15 protein-coding genes are annotated in these 17,757 nt (G+C 44.4%); 2 read left to right on the plus strand and 13 right to left on the minus strand.

The annotated features are described in order from the left end of the window. Positions 1 to 179: 179 nt before the first annotated feature. The 13 genes from WBM30_RS11655 to WBM30_RS11715 all read right to left on the minus strand — a co-directional run bounded on the left by WBM30_RS11655 (position 180) and on the right by WBM30_RS11715 (position 16,057). Positions 180 to 1,151 carry an ROK family glucokinase gene (locus tag WBM30_RS11655; protein WP_424900870.1) on the minus strand — a complete coding sequence of 324 codons (972 nt, stop codon included), beginning with the start codon at positions 1,149 to 1,151 and terminating at the stop codon, positions 180 to 182. Between the two features lie 93 nt (positions 1,152 to 1,244). Beyond that, positions 1,245 to 2,312, minus strand: coding sequence for a Gfo/Idh/MocA family protein (locus WBM30_RS11660; RefSeq protein ID WP_424900871.1), 1,068 nt, complete (start codon positions 2,310 to 2,312; stop codon positions 1,245 to 1,247). Between the two features lie 15 nt (positions 2,313 to 2,327). Further along, on the minus strand, positions 2,328 to 3,296 hold the full coding sequence (locus WBM30_RS11665; protein WP_424900872.1) for a sugar phosphate isomerase/epimerase family protein: 969 nt from the start codon (positions 3,294 to 3,296) through the stop codon (positions 2,328 to 2,330). A gap of 52 nt (positions 3,297 to 3,348) precedes the next feature. After that, positions 3,349 to 4,080, minus strand: a complete 732-nt coding sequence (locus WBM30_RS11670; protein WP_424900873.1) for a ThuA domain-containing protein — start codon at positions 4,078 to 4,080, stop codon at positions 3,349 to 3,351. 15 nt (positions 4,081 to 4,095) lie between these two features. Then, positions 4,096 to 5,202 (minus strand): Gfo/Idh/MocA family protein, encoded by a 1,107-nt coding sequence (locus WBM30_RS11675; RefSeq protein ID WP_424900874.1) that lies wholly within the window; start codon positions 5,200 to 5,202, stop codon positions 4,096 to 4,098. A 49-nt stretch (positions 5,203 to 5,251) separates the two neighbouring features. Then, on the minus strand, positions 5,252 to 6,898 hold the full coding sequence (locus WBM30_RS11680; RefSeq protein ID WP_424900875.1) for a glycoside hydrolase family 13 protein: 1,647 nt from the start codon (positions 6,896 to 6,898) through the stop codon (positions 5,252 to 5,254). Positions 6,899 to 6,911: 13 nt separating this feature from the next. Continuing rightward, positions 6,912 to 7,739: a carbohydrate ABC transporter permease gene (locus WBM30_RS11685; RefSeq protein WP_424900876.1), complete on the minus strand. Its 828-nt coding sequence runs from the start codon at positions 7,737 to 7,739 to the stop codon at positions 6,912 to 6,914. Beyond that, the gene (locus WBM30_RS11690) at positions 7,739 to 8,599 is read right to left on the minus strand and encodes a carbohydrate ABC transporter permease (RefSeq protein WP_424900877.1); all 861 of its coding nucleotides are present in this window, start codon (positions 8,597 to 8,599) and stop codon (positions 7,739 to 7,741) included. Before WBM30_RS11690 ends, WBM30_RS11685 begins: the two co-directional genes overlap by 1 nt. A 70-nt stretch (positions 8,600 to 8,669) precedes the next feature. Continuing rightward, on the minus strand, positions 8,670 to 9,923 hold the full coding sequence (locus tag WBM30_RS11695) for an ABC transporter substrate-binding protein (RefSeq protein WP_424900878.1): 1,254 nt from the start codon (positions 9,921 to 9,923) through the stop codon (positions 8,670 to 8,672). Between the two features lie 172 nt (positions 9,924 to 10,095). After that, positions 10,096 to 11,109, minus strand: a complete 1,014-nt coding sequence (locus WBM30_RS11700) for a LacI family DNA-binding transcriptional regulator (protein ID WP_424900879.1) — start codon at positions 11,107 to 11,109, stop codon at positions 10,096 to 10,098. 584 nt (positions 11,110 to 11,693) lie between these two features. After that, a complete protein-coding gene (locus WBM30_RS11705) occupies positions 11,694 to 12,881 on the minus strand; it encodes an iron-containing alcohol dehydrogenase (protein WP_424900880.1) in 1,188 nt (395 codons plus the stop codon). 26 nt (positions 12,882 to 12,907) lie between these two features. Next, positions 12,908 to 14,302 (minus strand): aspartate aminotransferase family protein, encoded by a 1,395-nt coding sequence (locus WBM30_RS11710; protein ID WP_424900882.1) that lies wholly within the window; start codon positions 14,300 to 14,302, stop codon positions 12,908 to 12,910. Between the two features lie 339 nt (positions 14,303 to 14,641). After that, a complete protein-coding gene (locus tag WBM30_RS11715; protein ID WP_424900883.1) occupies positions 14,642 to 16,057 on the minus strand; it encodes a PLP-dependent aminotransferase family protein in 1,416 nt (471 codons plus the stop codon). Between the two features lie 147 nt (positions 16,058 to 16,204). Here WBM30_RS11715 and pdxS point away from each other — a divergent pair, with 147 nt between their 5' ends. Together pdxS and pdxT are read left to right on the plus strand one after the other, a co-directional pair. Then, positions 16,205 to 17,095 carry a pyridoxal 5'-phosphate synthase lyase subunit PdxS gene (gene pdxS / locus WBM30_RS11720; protein ID WP_108033424.1) on the plus strand — a complete coding sequence of 297 codons (891 nt, stop codon included), beginning with the start codon at positions 16,205 to 16,207 and terminating at the stop codon, positions 17,093 to 17,095. A 2-nt stretch (positions 17,096 to 17,097) separates the two neighbouring features. Beyond that, positions 17,098 to 17,670, plus strand: coding sequence for a pyridoxal 5'-phosphate synthase glutaminase subunit PdxT (gene pdxT, locus WBM30_RS11725; protein ID WP_424900885.1), 573 nt, complete (start codon positions 17,098 to 17,100; stop codon positions 17,668 to 17,670). Positions 17,671 to 17,757: the final 87 nt, after the last annotated feature.

Consider the following 17,757-nt stretch of genomic DNA (forward strand, 5'->3'; position numbering starts at 1 on the left):
ATCAACACAAATAAGAGTGAATCCAAATCAGTTCAAATGATTTGGATTCACCCTTTTTCATTGACATTGCCTTACTAATCTAGATAAAAAAAACAGAACCATTATCATCATTATAAAAGCTCGTATGACTTGTTACACTGGTTAAAATTATCTTTTCGGCTGAAGGGACAACAAGTTATTCAGCACTTTTCTGCATGAGCCACTACTAAATAACATGCCCCAATAACGCCAGCATCGTTGCCCAATTCTGCAAGCTTCAATTTAGTCGACTGCTGTACATTTGGGAAAGCAAATCCCGAAAAGTGTTTATTGACCTTTTTCAACAAAAATTCTCCTGCAGCCGAAACGCCACCGCCGACAATGATGGAAGCCGGATTCAACAAATTACCGATATGGCTGCATGCCAGACCTAAAAAATAGGAAAAGCGATCCACAACGATAACCGCCAATGCATCGCCATCTTTAGCGAAATCGAAAATCATTTTTGAAGTGATTTCCTGGCCGTCATCGATCAGGCTTTTTAAGGTGGAATCTCCGGCATATTCCTCTGCGTGTTTACGTGCCAGCTTGACGACCCCGGTAGCACTTGCAACGGTCTCCAAACACCCTTTTTTCCCGCAAGTGCACTCAAAGCCATCAGGATCAACCGTCATATGACCGATTTCTCCGCCCGAACCGGCTGTTCCGTGGATCAGATACCCGCCTGCTACGACACCTCCGCCGACGCCTGTCCCTAATGTGATAAAAACGACATCATCGTTATCGCCACCTGCACCACGCCATTTTTCTCCTAAGGCGGCAACGTTTGCATCATTGTCGATGAAAAACGGAATGCCCGTTTCCCGCTCCATGATCTCCCGTACCGGTTGCAAGTCCCTCCAGTTCAGGTTAAACGCCCCAGTAACGGTCCCTTCGCTTCTATCGACTGCGCCAGGGGACCCCATGCCAATGCCCAAAAAGTCTGCGGACGTGAGTTGATATAAGTCCAAATGATGTTTGATTGATCCGATAATATCCGGCATTATTTTAATCCCATGGTCACTGCTATCTGTCGGGATGCTCCATTTTTGGAGCAATTCCCCTTTTTCAGAAAGTATTGCTAACTTCACTGAAGTTCCACCCAAATCTATTCCCATTACTTTGTTGTGCATCCCGTATTGCCTCCAAATCAAAAACTTGTTCACCTTCTATGATGCCTGATTGCTCACATTTTATAAAATATAAATTGAACGGTCTGGCCGTTTTCAGCGGCTATAGCTGTATTCCCGTACGTCCATAATTTGTCCTGTCTCTGCTGCCTTAAAAATGGATTCGATGATTTTCATCAATTGATAAACTTCTTCATTTTTGACAACAGGTTCCGACTCGCCCCTGACGACTTTAGCGAAATTCGTATAGAACGGATCCATTTGGGTTGTCACTTTTTCAAATTTTTCTTTTATAATCGACTCTTCGGAAGGCGGAGCCATCGTTTTTGTCAGTCCTTGGCCAGCTTTGATCGGTTTGGGTGCTACCACAAATTCAAGTCCGCTTTGCTTCACGATTTTGCCTTTTAGATCCCAATCTTCTATAACCGCTGATCCTTTTGTCCCTTTTATGTACCAACGTGGGAGTTTGACATAATTGGTTGTCCCGACTTCTACAAGGGCGGTTACGCCATTTTCGAAAGTCAGATAACTGATGAAGCCATCGTCCACCTCATCACCCAATACATAGCTCAAATCTGCGGCAACTTTCGCCAATGGGCTTTCGATCATATACAAAAGCTGATCCAACAAATGGACTCCCCAATCCAAGAGCATGCCGCCGCCATGCGCTTTCAGATGGCGCCAGTCACCCGGTATCCCATTGGCCCCCTGCACACGTGATTCGATATGAAAGATTTCTCCGATTTTTCGCTTCTCGTACAAATCCTTCACCATCTGAAAATCACTATCCCAACGGCGATTTTGATGGACCATAAATACGCGGTCCCGTTCCTTTGCGGTATGCATTATTTCCAACAGTTCTTCGCTGTTAAGTGTCACCGGCTTTTCGCAAATGACATGTTTTCCTGCCTCCAACGCCTGGACAGCGATTTCTTTGTGTACATCATTCGGGGTGGCAATCAATATGGTATCCGCAGAAGCATCATTCAAAGATTCTTCCAGGCTAGAATAGGCGCTATACCCATCTGCTTCACCAGCCTGTTGTCGGCTTTCTAAAATATCAAATATCCCATGCAATTCCACTTCTGGATTTGCCTGAATCAACTTAGCGTGAAAGCTGCCCATGCCACCGTACCCAATAATCGTGACCTTTAATTTCTTCATACTTAGTCCTCTTTTCTACGCCCACCACATGTCCTGTGGCGTCTCTTTAATCAGAACGGATTGTAAATTCTTCACGGCTCTGTTCAATCCCTCTTCGATGGACATCAAAGGATCTTCATGTTCAATACTGACCACATAATCATAACCATACATCCGCAGAGCGCTGATAATATCTGACCATACTTTTACATCATGGCCGCAGCCAACCGATCGGAACGTCCATGCTCTTGTTTTGACATCTCCATACGGTTGCATATCCAAGAGACCATACATATTGATGTTGTCTTGATCGAGATAAGTGTCTTTCGCATGGAAATGATGGATCGCTCCGGCATTGCCCAGGATCTTAATGGCACCTACGGGATCAATCCCTTGCCACCATAAATGGCTAGGATCAAGGTTCACGCCGATTGCATCGCACGTATTTTCGCGTAATTTCAAAAGCGTATACGGTGTGTGGCATAAAAAACCGCCATGCAGTTCAATACCAATCTTTACGCCATATTTGGTAGCCATTTTACCTATCTCTTTCCAGTAAGGGATGAGCTTATTTTCCCACTGCCATTTATAGATATCAGTATAGACTTCTGGCCATGGAATTACCGGCCAATTAGGCGCCGTCGCATCTTCACTATCCCCTGCCGTTCCGGAAAAAGTATTTACCACAGGAACGCCCATCAATGCAGCCAACTTAATGGTTTTCCTTAATATTTCATCTGCAGCTTTGGCTTCAGCAGCATCTGGAGAAATGGGATTATTGTGGCAGCTGAACGCACTGATAGTTAAGTTCCGTTTTTCCAGCTCTGCTAAGTATGCTGCCCGCTTCTCTTCGCTTTCTAATAGTTCATCTGTTGGACAGTGATGGTTTCCAGGGTTGCCTCCGGTTCCAATTTCCACTGCGCTTAAACCTGCACTCTGGACTTTATCCAACATCTCTTCAAAACTCAAATTTGCAAATAATGGTGTGAATACACCTAGTTTCATATCCAGTCCTCACTCTCTTCATTTCATGATTTGTCAGCCTTAATCGTCTTTTTTATACGAGTTGTTGTCTATTTTTTATTTCTTCCAATGCTTGACTGTTCCCGTAAGCGGGATAGGCATGCTTTGATGGTTTGCACCAATCAATACCGTTTTTAATGACTTGTTGAATCTCTGTGTTGTAGTAGGTCGGATAAGTCTCATGACCCGGTTGGAAATAAAAAATCTTTCCGTTTCCGCGTCTGTAAGTTAATCCGCTGCGGAAAATATTCCCGCCTTCATACCACCCGACAAAAATTAACTCATCTGGCGTCGGCACATCAAAGTGCTCGCCGTACATCTCTTCTTTTTCCAATTCGATATATTCGCCGATTCCAGCAGCTATGGGATGGCTTGGGTTCACTACCCAAATCCGCTCTTTTTCTTCGGCTTCGCGCCATTTTAGGTCGCAACTCGTGCCCATCAATTTCATAAAAATTTTGGACATATGCGCCGAGTGCAAAACAACCAAACCCATTCCTTTTAGAACATGTTCATGGACGCGGTTGACTACTTCATCTACTACTTCGTCATGGGCAAGATGACCCCACCAAACAAGAACATCCGTTTCAGCCAACGCCTCTTCCGTCAATCCGTGCTCCGGTTCATCCAGTGTAGCCGTCTTTACATCAAAGCCCGCCTCATTTAAAAAGCTTTCAATTTGCCCGTGTATACCATTCGGGTAAACTTTTGCTACAGCTTCATCCGTTTTTTCATGCCGATACTCGTTCCATACCGTTACTTTCATACGATTATCCCCTTTTTAGACCAGTATTTGTTCCATATCTTCTATATATTGATTGATGTATACTGGCGCTCCTGTTTTGGCAGATTGATAAATGGCTTCCAGTATTTGGGTCACGACTAATGCCTGTTCTGGTTCCACGACCGGATTGGTATCGTATTGGATGCTTTCAATCCATTGTTTCGCTTCCAGATAGGCGGGATCATCACCCGATCCGTCGTAGAAGTCTACTCCACCAGGCTCCAATACCATTGTTTTATCGTACATCATGCCATGAGCTTCTCCGTTGATACGCAAGCCATCCTTCATATCCGCCCCACCTTCGGTCCCGTGCAGAGTCGTTTGAGCTTCTCCTACATCCAAAGAATTCAAGGCCCAACTGGATTCCAGATAAATGGTCGCTCCGTTCTCCATTACGATAAAGCCGAAAGCGGAATCCTCTACGGTAAATTCATCCGGATTCCAAGGTCCGAAAGCATTTGCGGCATTTTCAGTCCCCGCCAATTTATGATACGTATTCCCCACAACATACTTTGGTTTATAGTTATTCATCATCCACAATGTTAAATCAAGCGCGTGCGTTCCGATATCAATCAAAGGGCCGCCACCTTGCGCTTCTTCATCGAGAAATACGCCCCAGGTAGGAACCGCGCGTCTCCTTATCGCATGAGCTTTAGCGTTATAAATGTCTCCTAATTCTCCCTTTTCACAGATTTTATGCAAATAAGAAGAGTCTTTTCTGAATCGATTTTGATAACCAATCGTCAGCTTTTTCCCGGTCCGATTCATCGCGGCTATCATAGCTTCTGCTTCTTCCGAAGTTTTAGCCATCGGTTTTTCACACATCACATGTTTACCGGATTCCATTGCTGCGATTGAGATCTCAGCATGAGATATATTTGGTGTGCAGACATGAATGACATCAATCTCTTCATTTTTTAAAAGCTCCTCATAGTCTGTGTAGACATTTGCAGCATCCGTTCCAAATTCTTCTCTCGCTTTGCTTGCACGTTCCTCGATAATGTCACAGAATGCCACCATTTCAACAGTTTCCACTTTAGATAGAGCTGGCATATGTTTGTTGTTTGCGATTCCCCCGCAACCGATAATTCCGATTTTAATCATTTCATTAACTCCCTTTCCGTTCCTGATTGTAATGGATTGCATCTACCTGTTACTTACTGTCCTTACTGTATTTTTTTATGACAAAGGTTTCATAAGGTCTTAACTTCAAATCATCCAATCGATAGTTTCTATCCCCGTAATTCGATAGGATTGTAGTGTATACATCCGAATTATCCCATACAGAAACTTCCTGGTCTACGGAGCTGAAATTCGCCACGACAACCCACGTTTCATCAGCCAAGTTCCTTTCATAAGCAAAAATCAAAGGATCATCTTCCAGTAACAACTTGAATTCTCCGGCAACAATGATAGGGTTATTTTTACGGATCTCTATCAATTTTTTATAGCAATTGAATATGGACTCAACTTTATTCGTATCCTCCTGCACATTGATGCGATCTTTATTTGGATTAACCGATAGCCAAGGCGAAACAGTGGAAAATCCCGCATGGACATCTGCATTCCATTGCATCGGTGTGCGTGCATTATCTCTTCCTTTGGCATTGATTGCCTGGAAAATTTTTTCATCCTGCCAGCCTTCGTGCTGCAATGCAGCGGCAATGTTTATGCTTTCGATATCATTCAGCTCGTCGAATGAAGTGAGGATTTTATTTGTCATTCCAATTTCTTCCCCTTGATAGATATAAGGGGTACCTTTCATCATATGCAACAAAATCGCAAACATTTTTGCACTCTCAACCCGAAATGTTTTATCATCCCCCCAACGGGACACGATTCTCGGGGTATCGTGGTTATTCCAAAACAAACTGTTCCATCCTTCGTCCTTCATTTCAATTTGCCATTTTGCCAATACTTTTTTTAATTCCAGCAGATCCAATGCCTTCAGATCCCACTTGGCTCCGTCCGGCTGCTGATCTAATAGGATATGCTCGAATTGAAAAATCATGGATAGTTCATTTCTGGCAGGACTGGAATACTTTATCCCTTCCTCGGGCGTAGCTCCCCATGTTTCCCCTACCGTTAAAACGTCATACTTCCCGAAAGTGTTCCTGTTCATCTCCTGGATATACTCATGCAATTTCGGCCCATTTTGAACTATCTTTTTATCCGGATCTTTTCCGATATGGTCGATGACATCCATCCTGAATCCACCGATGCCTTTGGCTAACCAAAAATTCATCATCTTCCAAATTTCGCTTCTGACAGTTGGGTTTTCCCAATTCAGATCGGGCTGGCGTTTGCTGTATAGGTGCAAATAATACTGCCCGCTATTTGGTTCGTATTCCCAAGCCGATCCCCCAAATGTAGATGCCAGATCATTGGGTTCGCTTCCATTAACAGGGTCCCTCCAGATGTAGTAATCTCTGTATGGATTGTCTTTGCTTTTCAACGCTTCCTTGAACCAGTTATGTTCATCCGAAGTGTGGTTGACGACCAAATCCATCACTATTTTGATCTTTCTTTTTCCGGCTTCCGCCAACAGTTCATCAAAATCGGTTACCGTGCCAAAATCCGGAGAAATATCGGTATAATCGCTTATATCGTAACCGTTATCGTCCATCGGGGATTTATAGATCGGCCCCAGCCAAATAACATCAATCCCCAATTCCTCCAAATAATCTAACCGGCTGATGATTCCTTGTATATCCCCGATACCGTCCCCATTGGAATCTTGAAAACTTCTGGGATAAATTTGGTATACTACGGCTTTTTTCCACCACTTGTCTGCAGTCATCCTGACACCTCCATCATTTTACGGCGCCTCTAGTGACGCCCGAGATTATTCTTTTTTGTGCCACGAAATACAAAATGAGCATAGGCAGCATCGATAATAAATACGATGCAAAGGATAAGGTATAATCCGTGCTGAATTCTGACTGGAAAATATATTGCGTCAACGGTAACGTTGCAGCTTCATTTTTCCCGCTCAATACGACCAGCGGCAACATGAAATCATTCCAAACGCCCAATGTTGTGGTAATGGCTATGGTAGCATTGATTGGTTTGAGCAGCGGGAAAATGACTTTCCAGAAAACTTGCCACGTTGTAGCGCCATCGATGATGGCAGCCTCCTCCAATTCGATGGGTATCGACTTGATATACCCTGTATAGATAAACAGATTGAAGGCTAAATTCAACACTAAGTACAGCGCCACCAACCCACCTAAATTATCCATATTCCAGCTGGCCGTTTGTTTTACAATCGGCAACATAATAATCGAGAATGGCACAAACATGGCACTGATGATGTAAAAATAGATAAGCTTATAAACCTTTTTATGCAGGTTACGGGCTATGACATACGAGATGACCGAGTGAAATAAGATTGTGAATATTACTGTCGGAATCGTAATGAGCAAGCTATTCGCCAATGCCCGAAAAAAGTTGGTCATCTCTATCGCTGTAACAAAGTTCTGCAATGACCAGCTCTCTGGAAGTGCTAAGATGCTGTTTTGAGCTAATTCCAAGGGCGTTTTAAAGGCTATCGTAATCGTCAGATATAAAGGAAACAAAACAAAGAGTGAGCCGATCGTCAGCAGCGCCGTCGTTAGCCAGTTCGTTTTAGAATTACCCATCAATCATTCCTCTTTTCTAATACTTTAATTTGGAATAGGGATATGGCCACAATGATGATAAAGAAGATGACCGCATTTGCAGATTGGTAAGCAAATTCCCCGGCAGAGAAACCGCCTTTATAGATCAAAAGCGAAATGGATTCGGTTGAAGTGCCTGGTCCGCCGCCGGTCAACGCTACGATCTGATCGAAAACCATCAAATAATTCTTCATCGATACGACAACGTTGATTGTGAAGAACGGGGCTATCAGCGGAAACGTGATTGCCCGAAATTTGTTCCATGGCGTTGCGCCATCAATATCTGCAGCTTCATACAAATCGGGATCAATAGTGACCAATCCGCTCAAATACAGGATGGTGTTGAATGCCGTCGATTGCCAAACAGCCACGATGACGATGCCTATCCAAGCTAAATCCGGATTGCCGAGAATGTTATTGGCTAACAAGGCAATGCCTAAATTTTTCCCGATGACTGGCAAAAAATACGAAAAGATGAAATTAAAAATGTAGCCTATGACGAGCGTCCCTAAAATATAGGGAAGGAAGTAAATACCTCTAAGCGCCCTTTTGAATGTAATATTAGAATTTAATCCGATAGCAAGCGCCAAACTGACGATGTTCGTTATGACGGTGGAGATGATTGCGAATCCTATCGTAAAAAGATAGGCATGACCCACTCTGCTGTCTTTAAAAACGTTAAGATAATTTTTTAGGCCCACAAATTCAAAATTCCCATATCCCTTCCAGTCCGTAAAGCTATAAAAGACACCTTGCAGAAGTGGGTATGTATGAAAAACAAAAAATATGATAAGTGCAGGAATCGTTATTGATAGATAAACTTTATTGAATGACTTTTTCATTTTCTCCCTCGATTCCTATCAAGCATAGGTCACTAAAATGATATAGTGACCTCATGCTAAATAGATAATTTTATCGGTTCACTACTTTATCCCACTCGCTGTCCATCGATTTTAAGAATGCACCTTCGTCACCATCAATCAGGTACCCTTGGATAATATTTTCCGCACCCATACCAGCAGGATAGAAATGATCGGGGAAGCTGTCTATGTTTCCATCTTCAAAGAATACTTTGATATTTGCAAAGGTAGGATCTTCTTGCAGAACGCCTTGGATGGCAGAAAAAGCTTTTTGTTCATCAATATATTGGCTGGCAACTTCTTCGTTGACCATAAATTCAACAAATTTCATTGCCTCTTCTTTATGCTCGGATGCTTCACTGACTGCCAACATGACATCAATGCCCGAGACAAGTTTATTCTGCGCTTGATCATCTGAAGATGGTAAAGCCATGAAGTTTATGTTCGCATTAGGGTTATTTTTTAAGATTTCAGGTATTGCCCAATTGCCTTGTATATAGAAGAGACCTTCTCCATTTGCAAATTGTTTATTGCCGTCGTCATAACCTAATCCAAATATGTCGCCTTCGCCATATTTGACTAACTCTACTATTTTATCTGCTACTTCAGCATAATCTTTAACGAAGCTGGCATCGCCGGCAGTTTTTAATTCAGCAAAATTTTCTGGCGCTAAATTGCCACCAAGACCATTCCATATAGGTAATGCGGTCCATGCATCTTTAAGAGTAAAGAGTATCGGAACTTCTCCTTTCTCTTTTGCAATTTCCAATGCAGCAATAAATTCGGCATATGTTTTAGGAATTGCCAGCCCCAATTCATCCAATTTATCTTGGTTGATTAATACACCATTAGCATTTGTAGCATACGGAATGCCAAAGTCACCCTCTACCTCAGTTCCAACTAATTTATTAGACATATCAAGGTAAGCTGGCTGAACTGTTTCCAATAAGTTAGTGTCAGATAAATCCGCTAACACACCGGCCCTTGCAAGTTCTCCAAATGTAGCATTTCCGCCAATAGCCATAATATCTGGCACGTCATTTTTGGTTAATCTCGTTTTTAATACCGTCTCGGCTTCAGGTGGTGATTGCAGTTCGATATTCACACCAGGATTTTCCGCTTCAAATTTTGCAATCACAGATTCCAATGTGTCTATATTTTCGCCTTTATTACTGAATAATTCTAATGTGATGCCATCGTCTTCTTTTCCTTCAGCAGTGTCGCTGTTTGATCCGTTCCCACAAGCTGCTAAAAGTAAAAGTGACGAGATGGAAATAGTGGTAAGTAATAATTTTTTAGTTTTCATCATATGTTCTCCTTTAATATAGATATCAATTCGCAACAACGTAAACGTTTACGTTGCTTTTAAAAAAAATCTCCCACTTACATATCGTAATACGTAAACGTTTACGTATTACGATAAAAACAAATTTCCCATATCGTTTCACGTAAACGTTTACGTGAAACGGGAAAATTTTTTATTTTATTCTTTTCACACTATCTCTTTCAATGATTTGATAAGGCATTATAATCGAATGCACATCGACATCCTTCTTATTGATAATTTTGAACAATATTTCAGTTGCCTTCTCTGCCATTTTCACTAATGGCTGAGCAGTAGTGGTCAGCGGTGGCACTGACATCTCAGATATTTTCAAATTATCATAACCCATAATAGAGACATCATCCGGTATGCTTATACCTAATTTATATGCAGCAGAGATTGCTCCAATGGCCATTTCATCACTTGCACAAAATATGGCTGTAAAATCAGGATATTGCTTAATTAATTGAATAAAATTATCTCTTCCGTCATCGAATCCAAACCCATTTCCTGATACTATCTGCTTTTCTTCAACAACCATATTTAGATTTTCTAATATTGCTTTTTTGTAGCCATCTATTCGTGGATTCCCCGCAATTGGATCTGCAGAGCTTCCGCTTATTAACCCAATTTTTTTATGCCCCATCTTGATCAAATAATTGGTGGCTGCATAAGATGCATCATAATCATCAACTTTCACGTATGGTACACTCGCATATTCAGCTGATTTCGTAGATAGTAATACACAGGGAATATTGTTTCTTTTTATATAATCATAGTATTCCTTTCGTAGGATTTCACTGACGAATATAATGCCATCCACTCTCTTCTCATGCAACATTCGCAGATTCTCTTCTGTGCTTGCAATATTTGATTTCGTATAGGTAACAATTAAGTTTGAATTTTCTTGCTTCGCTATAGCATCAATTCCATTAATAAATTCTGAACTTAATAGACTCGAAATCTCAGGTATAATAACCCCTATCGTATTTGTTTTTTTATTGATTAAGCTTCTAGCAACTTCATTTGGTTCATAACCCAATTCTTGGGCTATGTTCTTAACTTTTTTTCTCGTTTCTTCTGAACATCCAGGCTGATTATTTAAAGCTCTGGATACTGTTGCGATAGAAACTTTTGCTTTTTCTGCAACATCTAGTATTGTACTCACAAAGCATCCCCTATTTCGTAAACGTTTACGGAAAATAATATATCACGTGTTTTTGGTTTTGTAAACGTATTTTTTTATTATTGTATTATATGCTAGTTGAACGACCTTATTTACATTAATCATCAGCCTATGGGTTCACCTTAGTTCATGGTTCAACCAATTAATTCCTTTATTCTCTATGCTCATTATTGATTAAATGAAATTCATTCGGGAACAATATGTATTTGTTGATGAGTTTAATTTGCTAGCTAGTCAAAGATAATAATCCTCTATAATCAGTTTCCAAATTTAGCTTTATGATTCCACCACTTGCGCCGTAGCCGTGCAAAGGACCGCATTTTTGATAACAGTAGCTTTAATATTCCACCTATTACTTTCAATACACACAAAAATATATTCCTATGAAATGCCTCCTGTATGGAGATTTTCATAGGAATACAATTCATATCAATGCATATTTTCTTTGGCGATATTATTAGCAAAAAGCTTTAAATAATGCCTATACTTAAAAAAATTATTTTATATACAACTATCTGTAGTTTCAGGTGAATCAGTATAGTTTTCGTTTGTATTAGTACGCTGAATCATAGTGCCATTTCGTAGATTTTACGGCTGATGTCCAACGTCTGGTCAGCGCGTTCCGAAAGGCGATCGCGCTTGTGGACTTCCAGTTGTTCCACCATATAGTCGATGTCCGTCTCTTCGATGCCGATTTCACTGAAGCGGGTCGGCATTTCCAAAGAGCGGAAGAATTCCTCGGTTTTGTGGATGCCAAAATCGATCCGCGCCTCTTCGTCGCCGGTATTCGCACCCCATACGCGCTCTGCATACTGGAGCAATTTGTCCCATTTTTCCTTTTTGCGTACCTTCATGGTGGCAGGCAGGATGACCGAAAGCGTACGGGCATGATCGGTACCGTTCAGGGCGGTGATTTCGTACCCCAACGCATGGCTGGACCAGTCCCCCGGCACCCCGGAAGCTGTGAATCCATTGAATCCGTTCGTGACAGTCCACATGAAATTCGCCCGCGTGTTGTAATCTATTTCTTCATCGGCCAAGACTTCCTGCCCGATTTCGATGAAAGTATGCAGAATGCCTTCAGACCAGCGATCCTGCAGCTTTGCACCGACAGGATAGGTCAAATAGTTCTCCATGACATGGACAAAGGAATCGGAGAGGCCGTTCGCCAATTGCCTTTTCGGCAACGTGTAAGTCAATTCGGGTTCCAGAATTGAAAAAGTCGGGAAAAGCTTTTCATTTTTGATGCTCACCTTTGCCTGCAATTCTTCGAAGCTGACTACGGTGATTGGGTTCATTTCCGAAGAAGTTGCCGGAATCGTCAAAACGGTACCGAAAGGTATGGCCTTTTCAACCGGCAGCCCTTTGCCGACGCCGCTTGCGAAGATATCGATTGGATTGCCTTCAAACAGACTTGCTGCGGCGATGAATTTCGTGCCGTCGATGACCGATCCGCCGCCCACCGCAATCAGGAAGGTGTACCCTTCCGTTTTGATCTTCTTGACAGCATCCATCAGGTATTCAAAGACCGGATTCGCCGGAATGCCGCCGAACTCGCCCCATTCTCTTTCGCCCAGCGCCTCGACGACACGGTCGAAGGTGCCTGAACGTTTGGCGCTGCCGCCTCCGTAAGTGATCAATACTTTTGCATCTTTTGGCACAAACTTATCGATTTTTTTGACCTGATCCCGTCCGAACGCTATCCGGACTGGGTTATAAAATTCAAAATCCATGATTTCAGCTAACGGTGACATAATATTCCTCCATTGGATTCAGATAGTTATGCTAACTTTGTGCACAAGGCGTCGATTGCGTCGCCCATAATTGCAAGGCCGGCTTCCAACTGTTCATCCGTCGTGACCAAAGGAGCCAGAAAACGGACCACATTGCCGTAGGTGCCTGCATTTTCGATGATCAGGCCGTCCCGGACACAATGCTGGGTCAACGCGTTCACCAATTCCGGAGCAGGTTCCTTTGTCAGTCGGTCTTTAATGAATTCGACGCCGATCATGCCGCCCAATCCGCGCACATCGCCGATTTCTTTGTATTGCTGTTGCCATTCCTCAACGCGGGCAGTGTAAGCTGCACCCAATTCCAATGAACGTTCGCAGAGATTTTCGTCTTCAATTACTTGAATCGTCGCAAGTGCCGCAGCACAGGATACCGAATTGCCTCCGAAGGTGCCGCCGATCAATCCGCCCGTCATCCCTTTGAAGATTTCATCACGGGCAACGATGGCGCTGAGCGGGAAGCCACCTGCGATTGATTTTGCGGTACACAGGATATCCGGTGCACAGCCGGCTTCTTCGTAGTAGGAAGAGGCAAACAGTTTACCCGTGCGCCCAAATCCCGTCTGTACTTCATCCGTCATCATCATGATGCCATTTTCATCACAAATCTGGCGGACAGCTTTGACCCATTCGATTGGAGCCGGGATGAAGCCGCCCTCGCCCTGCACCGGTTCGAACACGATGGCAGCAACTTGGCTGGCAGGTGTCAACTCATCGAAGGCGCGTTTGATGCGTTCGATGTAGTAGACCACCGCCTCTTCATCCGTGTAATAGGCCGGCTTACGGTAAAGATTCGGATAATCCACGCGAAATATGCCATCAGGGAACGGCCCTAATCCGATCGAGTTGGCTTTATTCGCGGTCATATGCGTCGTCAAAAGTGTCCGCCCATGGAATGCGCCGGAGAATACAATGACATTCGGACGTTTCGTGTAGGCTCTAGCTACCTTTACGCCATTCTCGATTGCTTCGGCACCGCTGTTCGCAAAGAACGTTCTCTTCTTGATGCCCTTCACCGGCACGATATCGTTCATTTTTTCAGCCAATGTGATATATTTTTCACTCGTAAGTATATTGATCATCGCATGAAAATAATCATTTTCCTGCTGCTTGACAGCTTCCACGACTTTCGGGTGGCGGTGACCGATATTCAGAACGCCTACGCCTCCAACCCAATCCAAAAAGCGGTTCCCATCAACATCCTCGATGATGGCGCCTTCTGCCTTCGCGATTGCAACTGGATAAACGCATGTCAAAGAAGAAGGGATCGCATCCGATCGCCGTGCCAGAATGGCTGCTGCCTTTTCCCCCGGTAATGTTTCAGTAATGATCTCCGGCAATTGGTATCTCAATTCTGTTTCTTTTAATGATGTTGTTCCTGTCATGGCGCTCGCTCCCCTTTTCATGCATACTTGTCATATATTTTGTAACGTCGATGGTTTGATTATATATATTTACTTGGCAAACAAAAAACATTTGTTGACACCGGATAGGACATTTTCTGTTATACGATGTCAGTTTCGTTCACATTGCTTTGGGAACAAGGTTGCAATAACGTCCAATATCTTTGATACATATAGGATTCCAAGCAAAAAAACCTCCCGTTATCATTACGGAAGGTTTCCTGACATGGAACTCTATTTATTTTTCGTTTTCATTTCATTTAAAGAATATTGTCAAACAAACGGGAGCGGAAATGCAAGAATTTATGAGGATATCCAGCCTCATGACTTAGTATCCCGCTCCACAAAATGGCCGAAACTGAAACGGACCGCATTTTTTTGATCACCGAATTGGATGCCTTCCTTCACAACCACTTTTTCTTCCAACAATTCCTGAAGCAACTCATCCATCTCAGCATCGGTTTTATTGGCGAAGTGACAATATAGATGGTAGCCGCCTTTTGCCGGTTCAAAACTTATCTCTTGCCCATATTTGTTTCTGAGCCACATCTGCAATTTGTCGGCGCGTTCCTTCAATGCTTTAACAATGATCGGGAGATGGTCAGTGATTTCGCTCACCAAATAATGATCGGCCAGCAGTTGCGGCAAGAAACTCAATCCGGAGTCGATCTGATCGCGGATGTCGGCCAATTCCCGGATAATGGCGGCAGGCCCAACCATCCAGCCGATCCGGATATGCTGACCGGCAAACTTGGACAAGGACCCCAGATACAGGACTTGTTGCCTTTTATCCAAGCTTTTCAACGGACGGTTATCGACTGTTTCATCAAAAACAAAGCTGCCGTATGCATCATCCTCCACAATCGGAATGCGTTTCAGCAAACAATAATCAAGGATGGTCTGTTTCCGCTCCGGGCTCATGACCGTTCCTGTCGGATTCTGGAAAATCGGATTCAGAAAAATCATCTTCAGAGGATACTGCAAGGAAGCTTCCTGGAGACCCTTGACGGTCATCCCCTCGCCATCCATCGGAATCGGAATAATCCGCAGACCGGCAGCCTGAAATAATCTCAATGAATAGAAATAAGAAGGCGCTTCGATACCGATTGCATCGCCCGGCTTCAACAGCCCTTGCGTGATCAAAAACAATGATTGTTGGGTTCCCGAAGTGATGAAGATCTCCTCAAGCGGGACAGTCATCCGGTACGCGGTATGCAGATGCTTTTGGACACTTTCCCTCGTCGCTTTGATCCCTCGGTTCTCCCTTATGAAAGTCGCTTCCCCATGCAACATTTCTCCCAGTGAAATATCCGGAATCTTCAGTTGCGGCAAGAGGTCCTTCGGCAAATCACCATTCCCCAAATCCAGGATTTCGCGCGATCGGTGCTTCGCCAACAGTTGTTTGACGTTCCTCTGATAAGGGGTGTCCACCGAAAGATTATCCGGCGTCAAAGAAGACCGCCAATTGATGGTTGGCCGTGTCTGCATCCCCCATTTATTCGGATTCACGAACGTCCCGCTGCCCCTTTTGCGGATAAGAATTCCCTGCGTTGTCAGCTCTTCCAGTGCCCGGATGACGGTTGAGCGGTTGACCTGCAACTCCTCCGCCAACTTGCGTTCCGCCGGCAAGGCCCGGCCGGGGACCAAATCTCCGGCTTTTATCTTCTCTTCGATCAGCTGCATCAGCTGTTGATAGAGCGGCATGCCCTTATCCTGGGCCAGTCTCCATTCCGTCATTCCTTCACTCTCCTTGTTTTTCATTCATTATACAACAAATTGGTTGGTTCGGAAACAGTCCAATTGGATGTAGGTATTTCTGAAAAAAGGGATTATGATTTAAGCATTCTTTAATCATTTTATCATTTAAACCTAGGAGGATTATTTATGACAACAAAAATCATCGGTTCAGAAAAAGTAAAACGCGGAATGGCCCAAATGCAAAAAGGTGGCGTCATCATGGATGTCGTGAACGCGGAGCAGGCAAGGATTGCTGAAGCGGCTGGCGCCGTAGCGGTCATGGCTTTGGAGCGCGTGCCTTCGGATATCCGCGCAGCCGGCGGGGTCGCCCGAATGGCAGATCCCAGCATCGTCGAGGCAGTGATGAACGCTGTGAGCATTCCCGTCATGGCGAAAGCCCGCATCGGCCACATCACCGAAGCGCGCATCTTGGAAGCGATGGGCGTCGACTATATCGACGAGAGCGAAGTGCTGACCCCTGCCGATGAGGAATTCCACCTTTTGAAATCGGACTATACCGTTCCTTTCGTCTGCGGTTGCCGCGATTTGGGTGAAGCGCTGCGCCGCATCGGCGAAGGAGCTTCGATGTTGCGCACGAAGGGCGAGCCGGGGACCGGCAATATCGTGGAAGCCGTCCGCCATATGCGCAAAGTCAACGGCCAAATCCGCCAGTTGATCACGAAATCAGACGATGAATTGATGACATTCGCCAAGGAAATCGGAGCCCCTTACGAACTGGTCAAGGAAATCAAACTGCTCGGGAAACTTCCTGTAGTGAACTTCGCTGCCGGTGGCGTCGCAACACCAGCTGACGCAGCCTTGATGATGAGCCTAGGCGCAGATGGCGTCTTCGTCGGATCAGGCATCTTCAAAGCCGAAAATCCCGAAAAATTCGCCCGCGCTATCGTCCGTGCGACAACTAATTACGAAGATTATGCCTTGTTGGCCGAACTGTCCAAAGGTTTGGGCGAACCAATGAAAGGGATCGACATCAGCACGCTCCACGCCTCCGAACGCATGCAAGAAAGAGGCTGGTAAGCATGGCAAAAAAAATTGGTGTATTGGCTTTGCAGGGTGCCGTCACGGAGCACCTGCAGGCCCTGACTAAATTAGGCGTCACCGCGACTGCCGTGAAAGTGCCTGGTGATCTAGATAGCCTGGACGGCCTGATCATTCCGGGAGGCGAATCTACCGCCATCGGTCGCTTGATCCGCGAACAGCATCTTGAGGAACCTTTGCAGAAGTTCTATGCAGCCGGTAAAGCGATTTTTGGAACTTGCGCGGGGCTGATCCTTTGCAGCACAGACAGCAGTCATGCTCCTGATGAGTTACGGCTTGGATTCATCGATATCGAAGTCGAACGAAACGGCTTCGGCCGTCAAGTCGACAGTTTTGAAGCCCTGCTGCCCTTTGAAGGCATCGTCGAACCGGTGGAAGCCGTCTTCATCCGCGCCCCATATATCCGCTCCGTGGGCAACGGTGTACGGATATTGGCGAGTATCGATGATAAAATCGTCGCTGCCGAAACCGACCGTGTGTTGGTCATCGCCTTCCATCCGGAATTGACGGATGACCTGTCGGTGTTTGAGTATTTTTTGAAGAAAGTCGGATAAGTTGCAGTTATCGGACATGAGCGGCTTTTGTGGTACCGGTTTGTCCGATATCTTATTAGTATCGGACATCTCGGTCACATCCTAACC

Source organism: Trichococcus sp. (assembly GCF_049684335.1).
Lineage (GTDB): Bacteria > Bacillota > Bacilli > Lactobacillales > Aerococcaceae > Trichococcus.

Excerpts from the sequence above, each read along its gene's own strand:
- WBM30_RS11655 (WP_424900870.1), bottom strand. The coding sequence starts at position 1,151 with ATGCACAACAAAGTAATGGGAATAGATTTGGGTGGAACTTCAGTGAAG.
- WBM30_RS11660 (WP_424900871.1), bottom strand. The coding sequence starts at position 2,312 with ATGAAGAAATTAAAGGTCACGATTATTGGGTACGGTGGCATGGGCAGC.
- WBM30_RS11665 (WP_424900872.1), bottom strand. The coding sequence starts at position 3,296 with ATGAAACTAGGTGTATTCACACCATTATTTGCAAATTTGAGTTTTGAA.
- WBM30_RS11670 (WP_424900873.1), bottom strand. The coding sequence starts at position 4,080 with ATGAAAGTAACGGTATGGAACGAGTATCGGCATGAAAAAACGGATGAA.
- WBM30_RS11675 (WP_424900874.1), bottom strand. The coding sequence starts at position 5,202 with ATGATTAAAATCGGAATTATCGGTTGCGGGGGAATCGCAAACAACAAA.
- WBM30_RS11680 (WP_424900875.1), bottom strand. The coding sequence starts at position 6,898 with ATGACTGCAGACAAGTGGTGGAAAAAAGCCGTAGTATACCAAATTTAT.
- WBM30_RS11685 (WP_424900876.1), bottom strand. The coding sequence starts at position 7,739 with ATGGGTAATTCTAAAACGAACTGGCTAACGACGGCGCTGCTGACGATC.
- WBM30_RS11690 (WP_424900877.1), bottom strand. The coding sequence starts at position 8,599 with ATGAAAAAGTCATTCAATAAAGTTTATCTATCAATAACGATTCCTGCA.
- WBM30_RS11695 (WP_424900878.1), bottom strand. The coding sequence starts at position 9,923 with ATGAAAACTAAAAAATTATTACTTACCACTATTTCCATCTCGTCACTT.
- WBM30_RS11705 (WP_424900880.1), bottom strand. The coding sequence starts at position 12,881 with ATGTCACCGTTAGCTGAAATCATGGATTTTGAATTTTATAACCCAGTC.
- WBM30_RS11710 (WP_424900882.1), bottom strand. The coding sequence starts at position 14,302 with ATGACAGGAACAACATCATTAAAAGAAACAGAATTGAGATACCAATTG.
- WBM30_RS11715 (WP_424900883.1), bottom strand. The coding sequence starts at position 16,057 with ATGACGGAATGGAGACTGGCCCAGGATAAGGGCATGCCGCTCTATCAA.
- pdxS (WP_108033424.1), top strand. The coding sequence starts at position 16,205 with ATGACAACAAAAATCATCGGTTCAGAAAAAGTAAAACGCGGAATGGCC.
- pdxT (WP_424900885.1), top strand. The coding sequence starts at position 17,098 with ATGGCAAAAAAAATTGGTGTATTGGCTTTGCAGGGTGCCGTCACGGAG.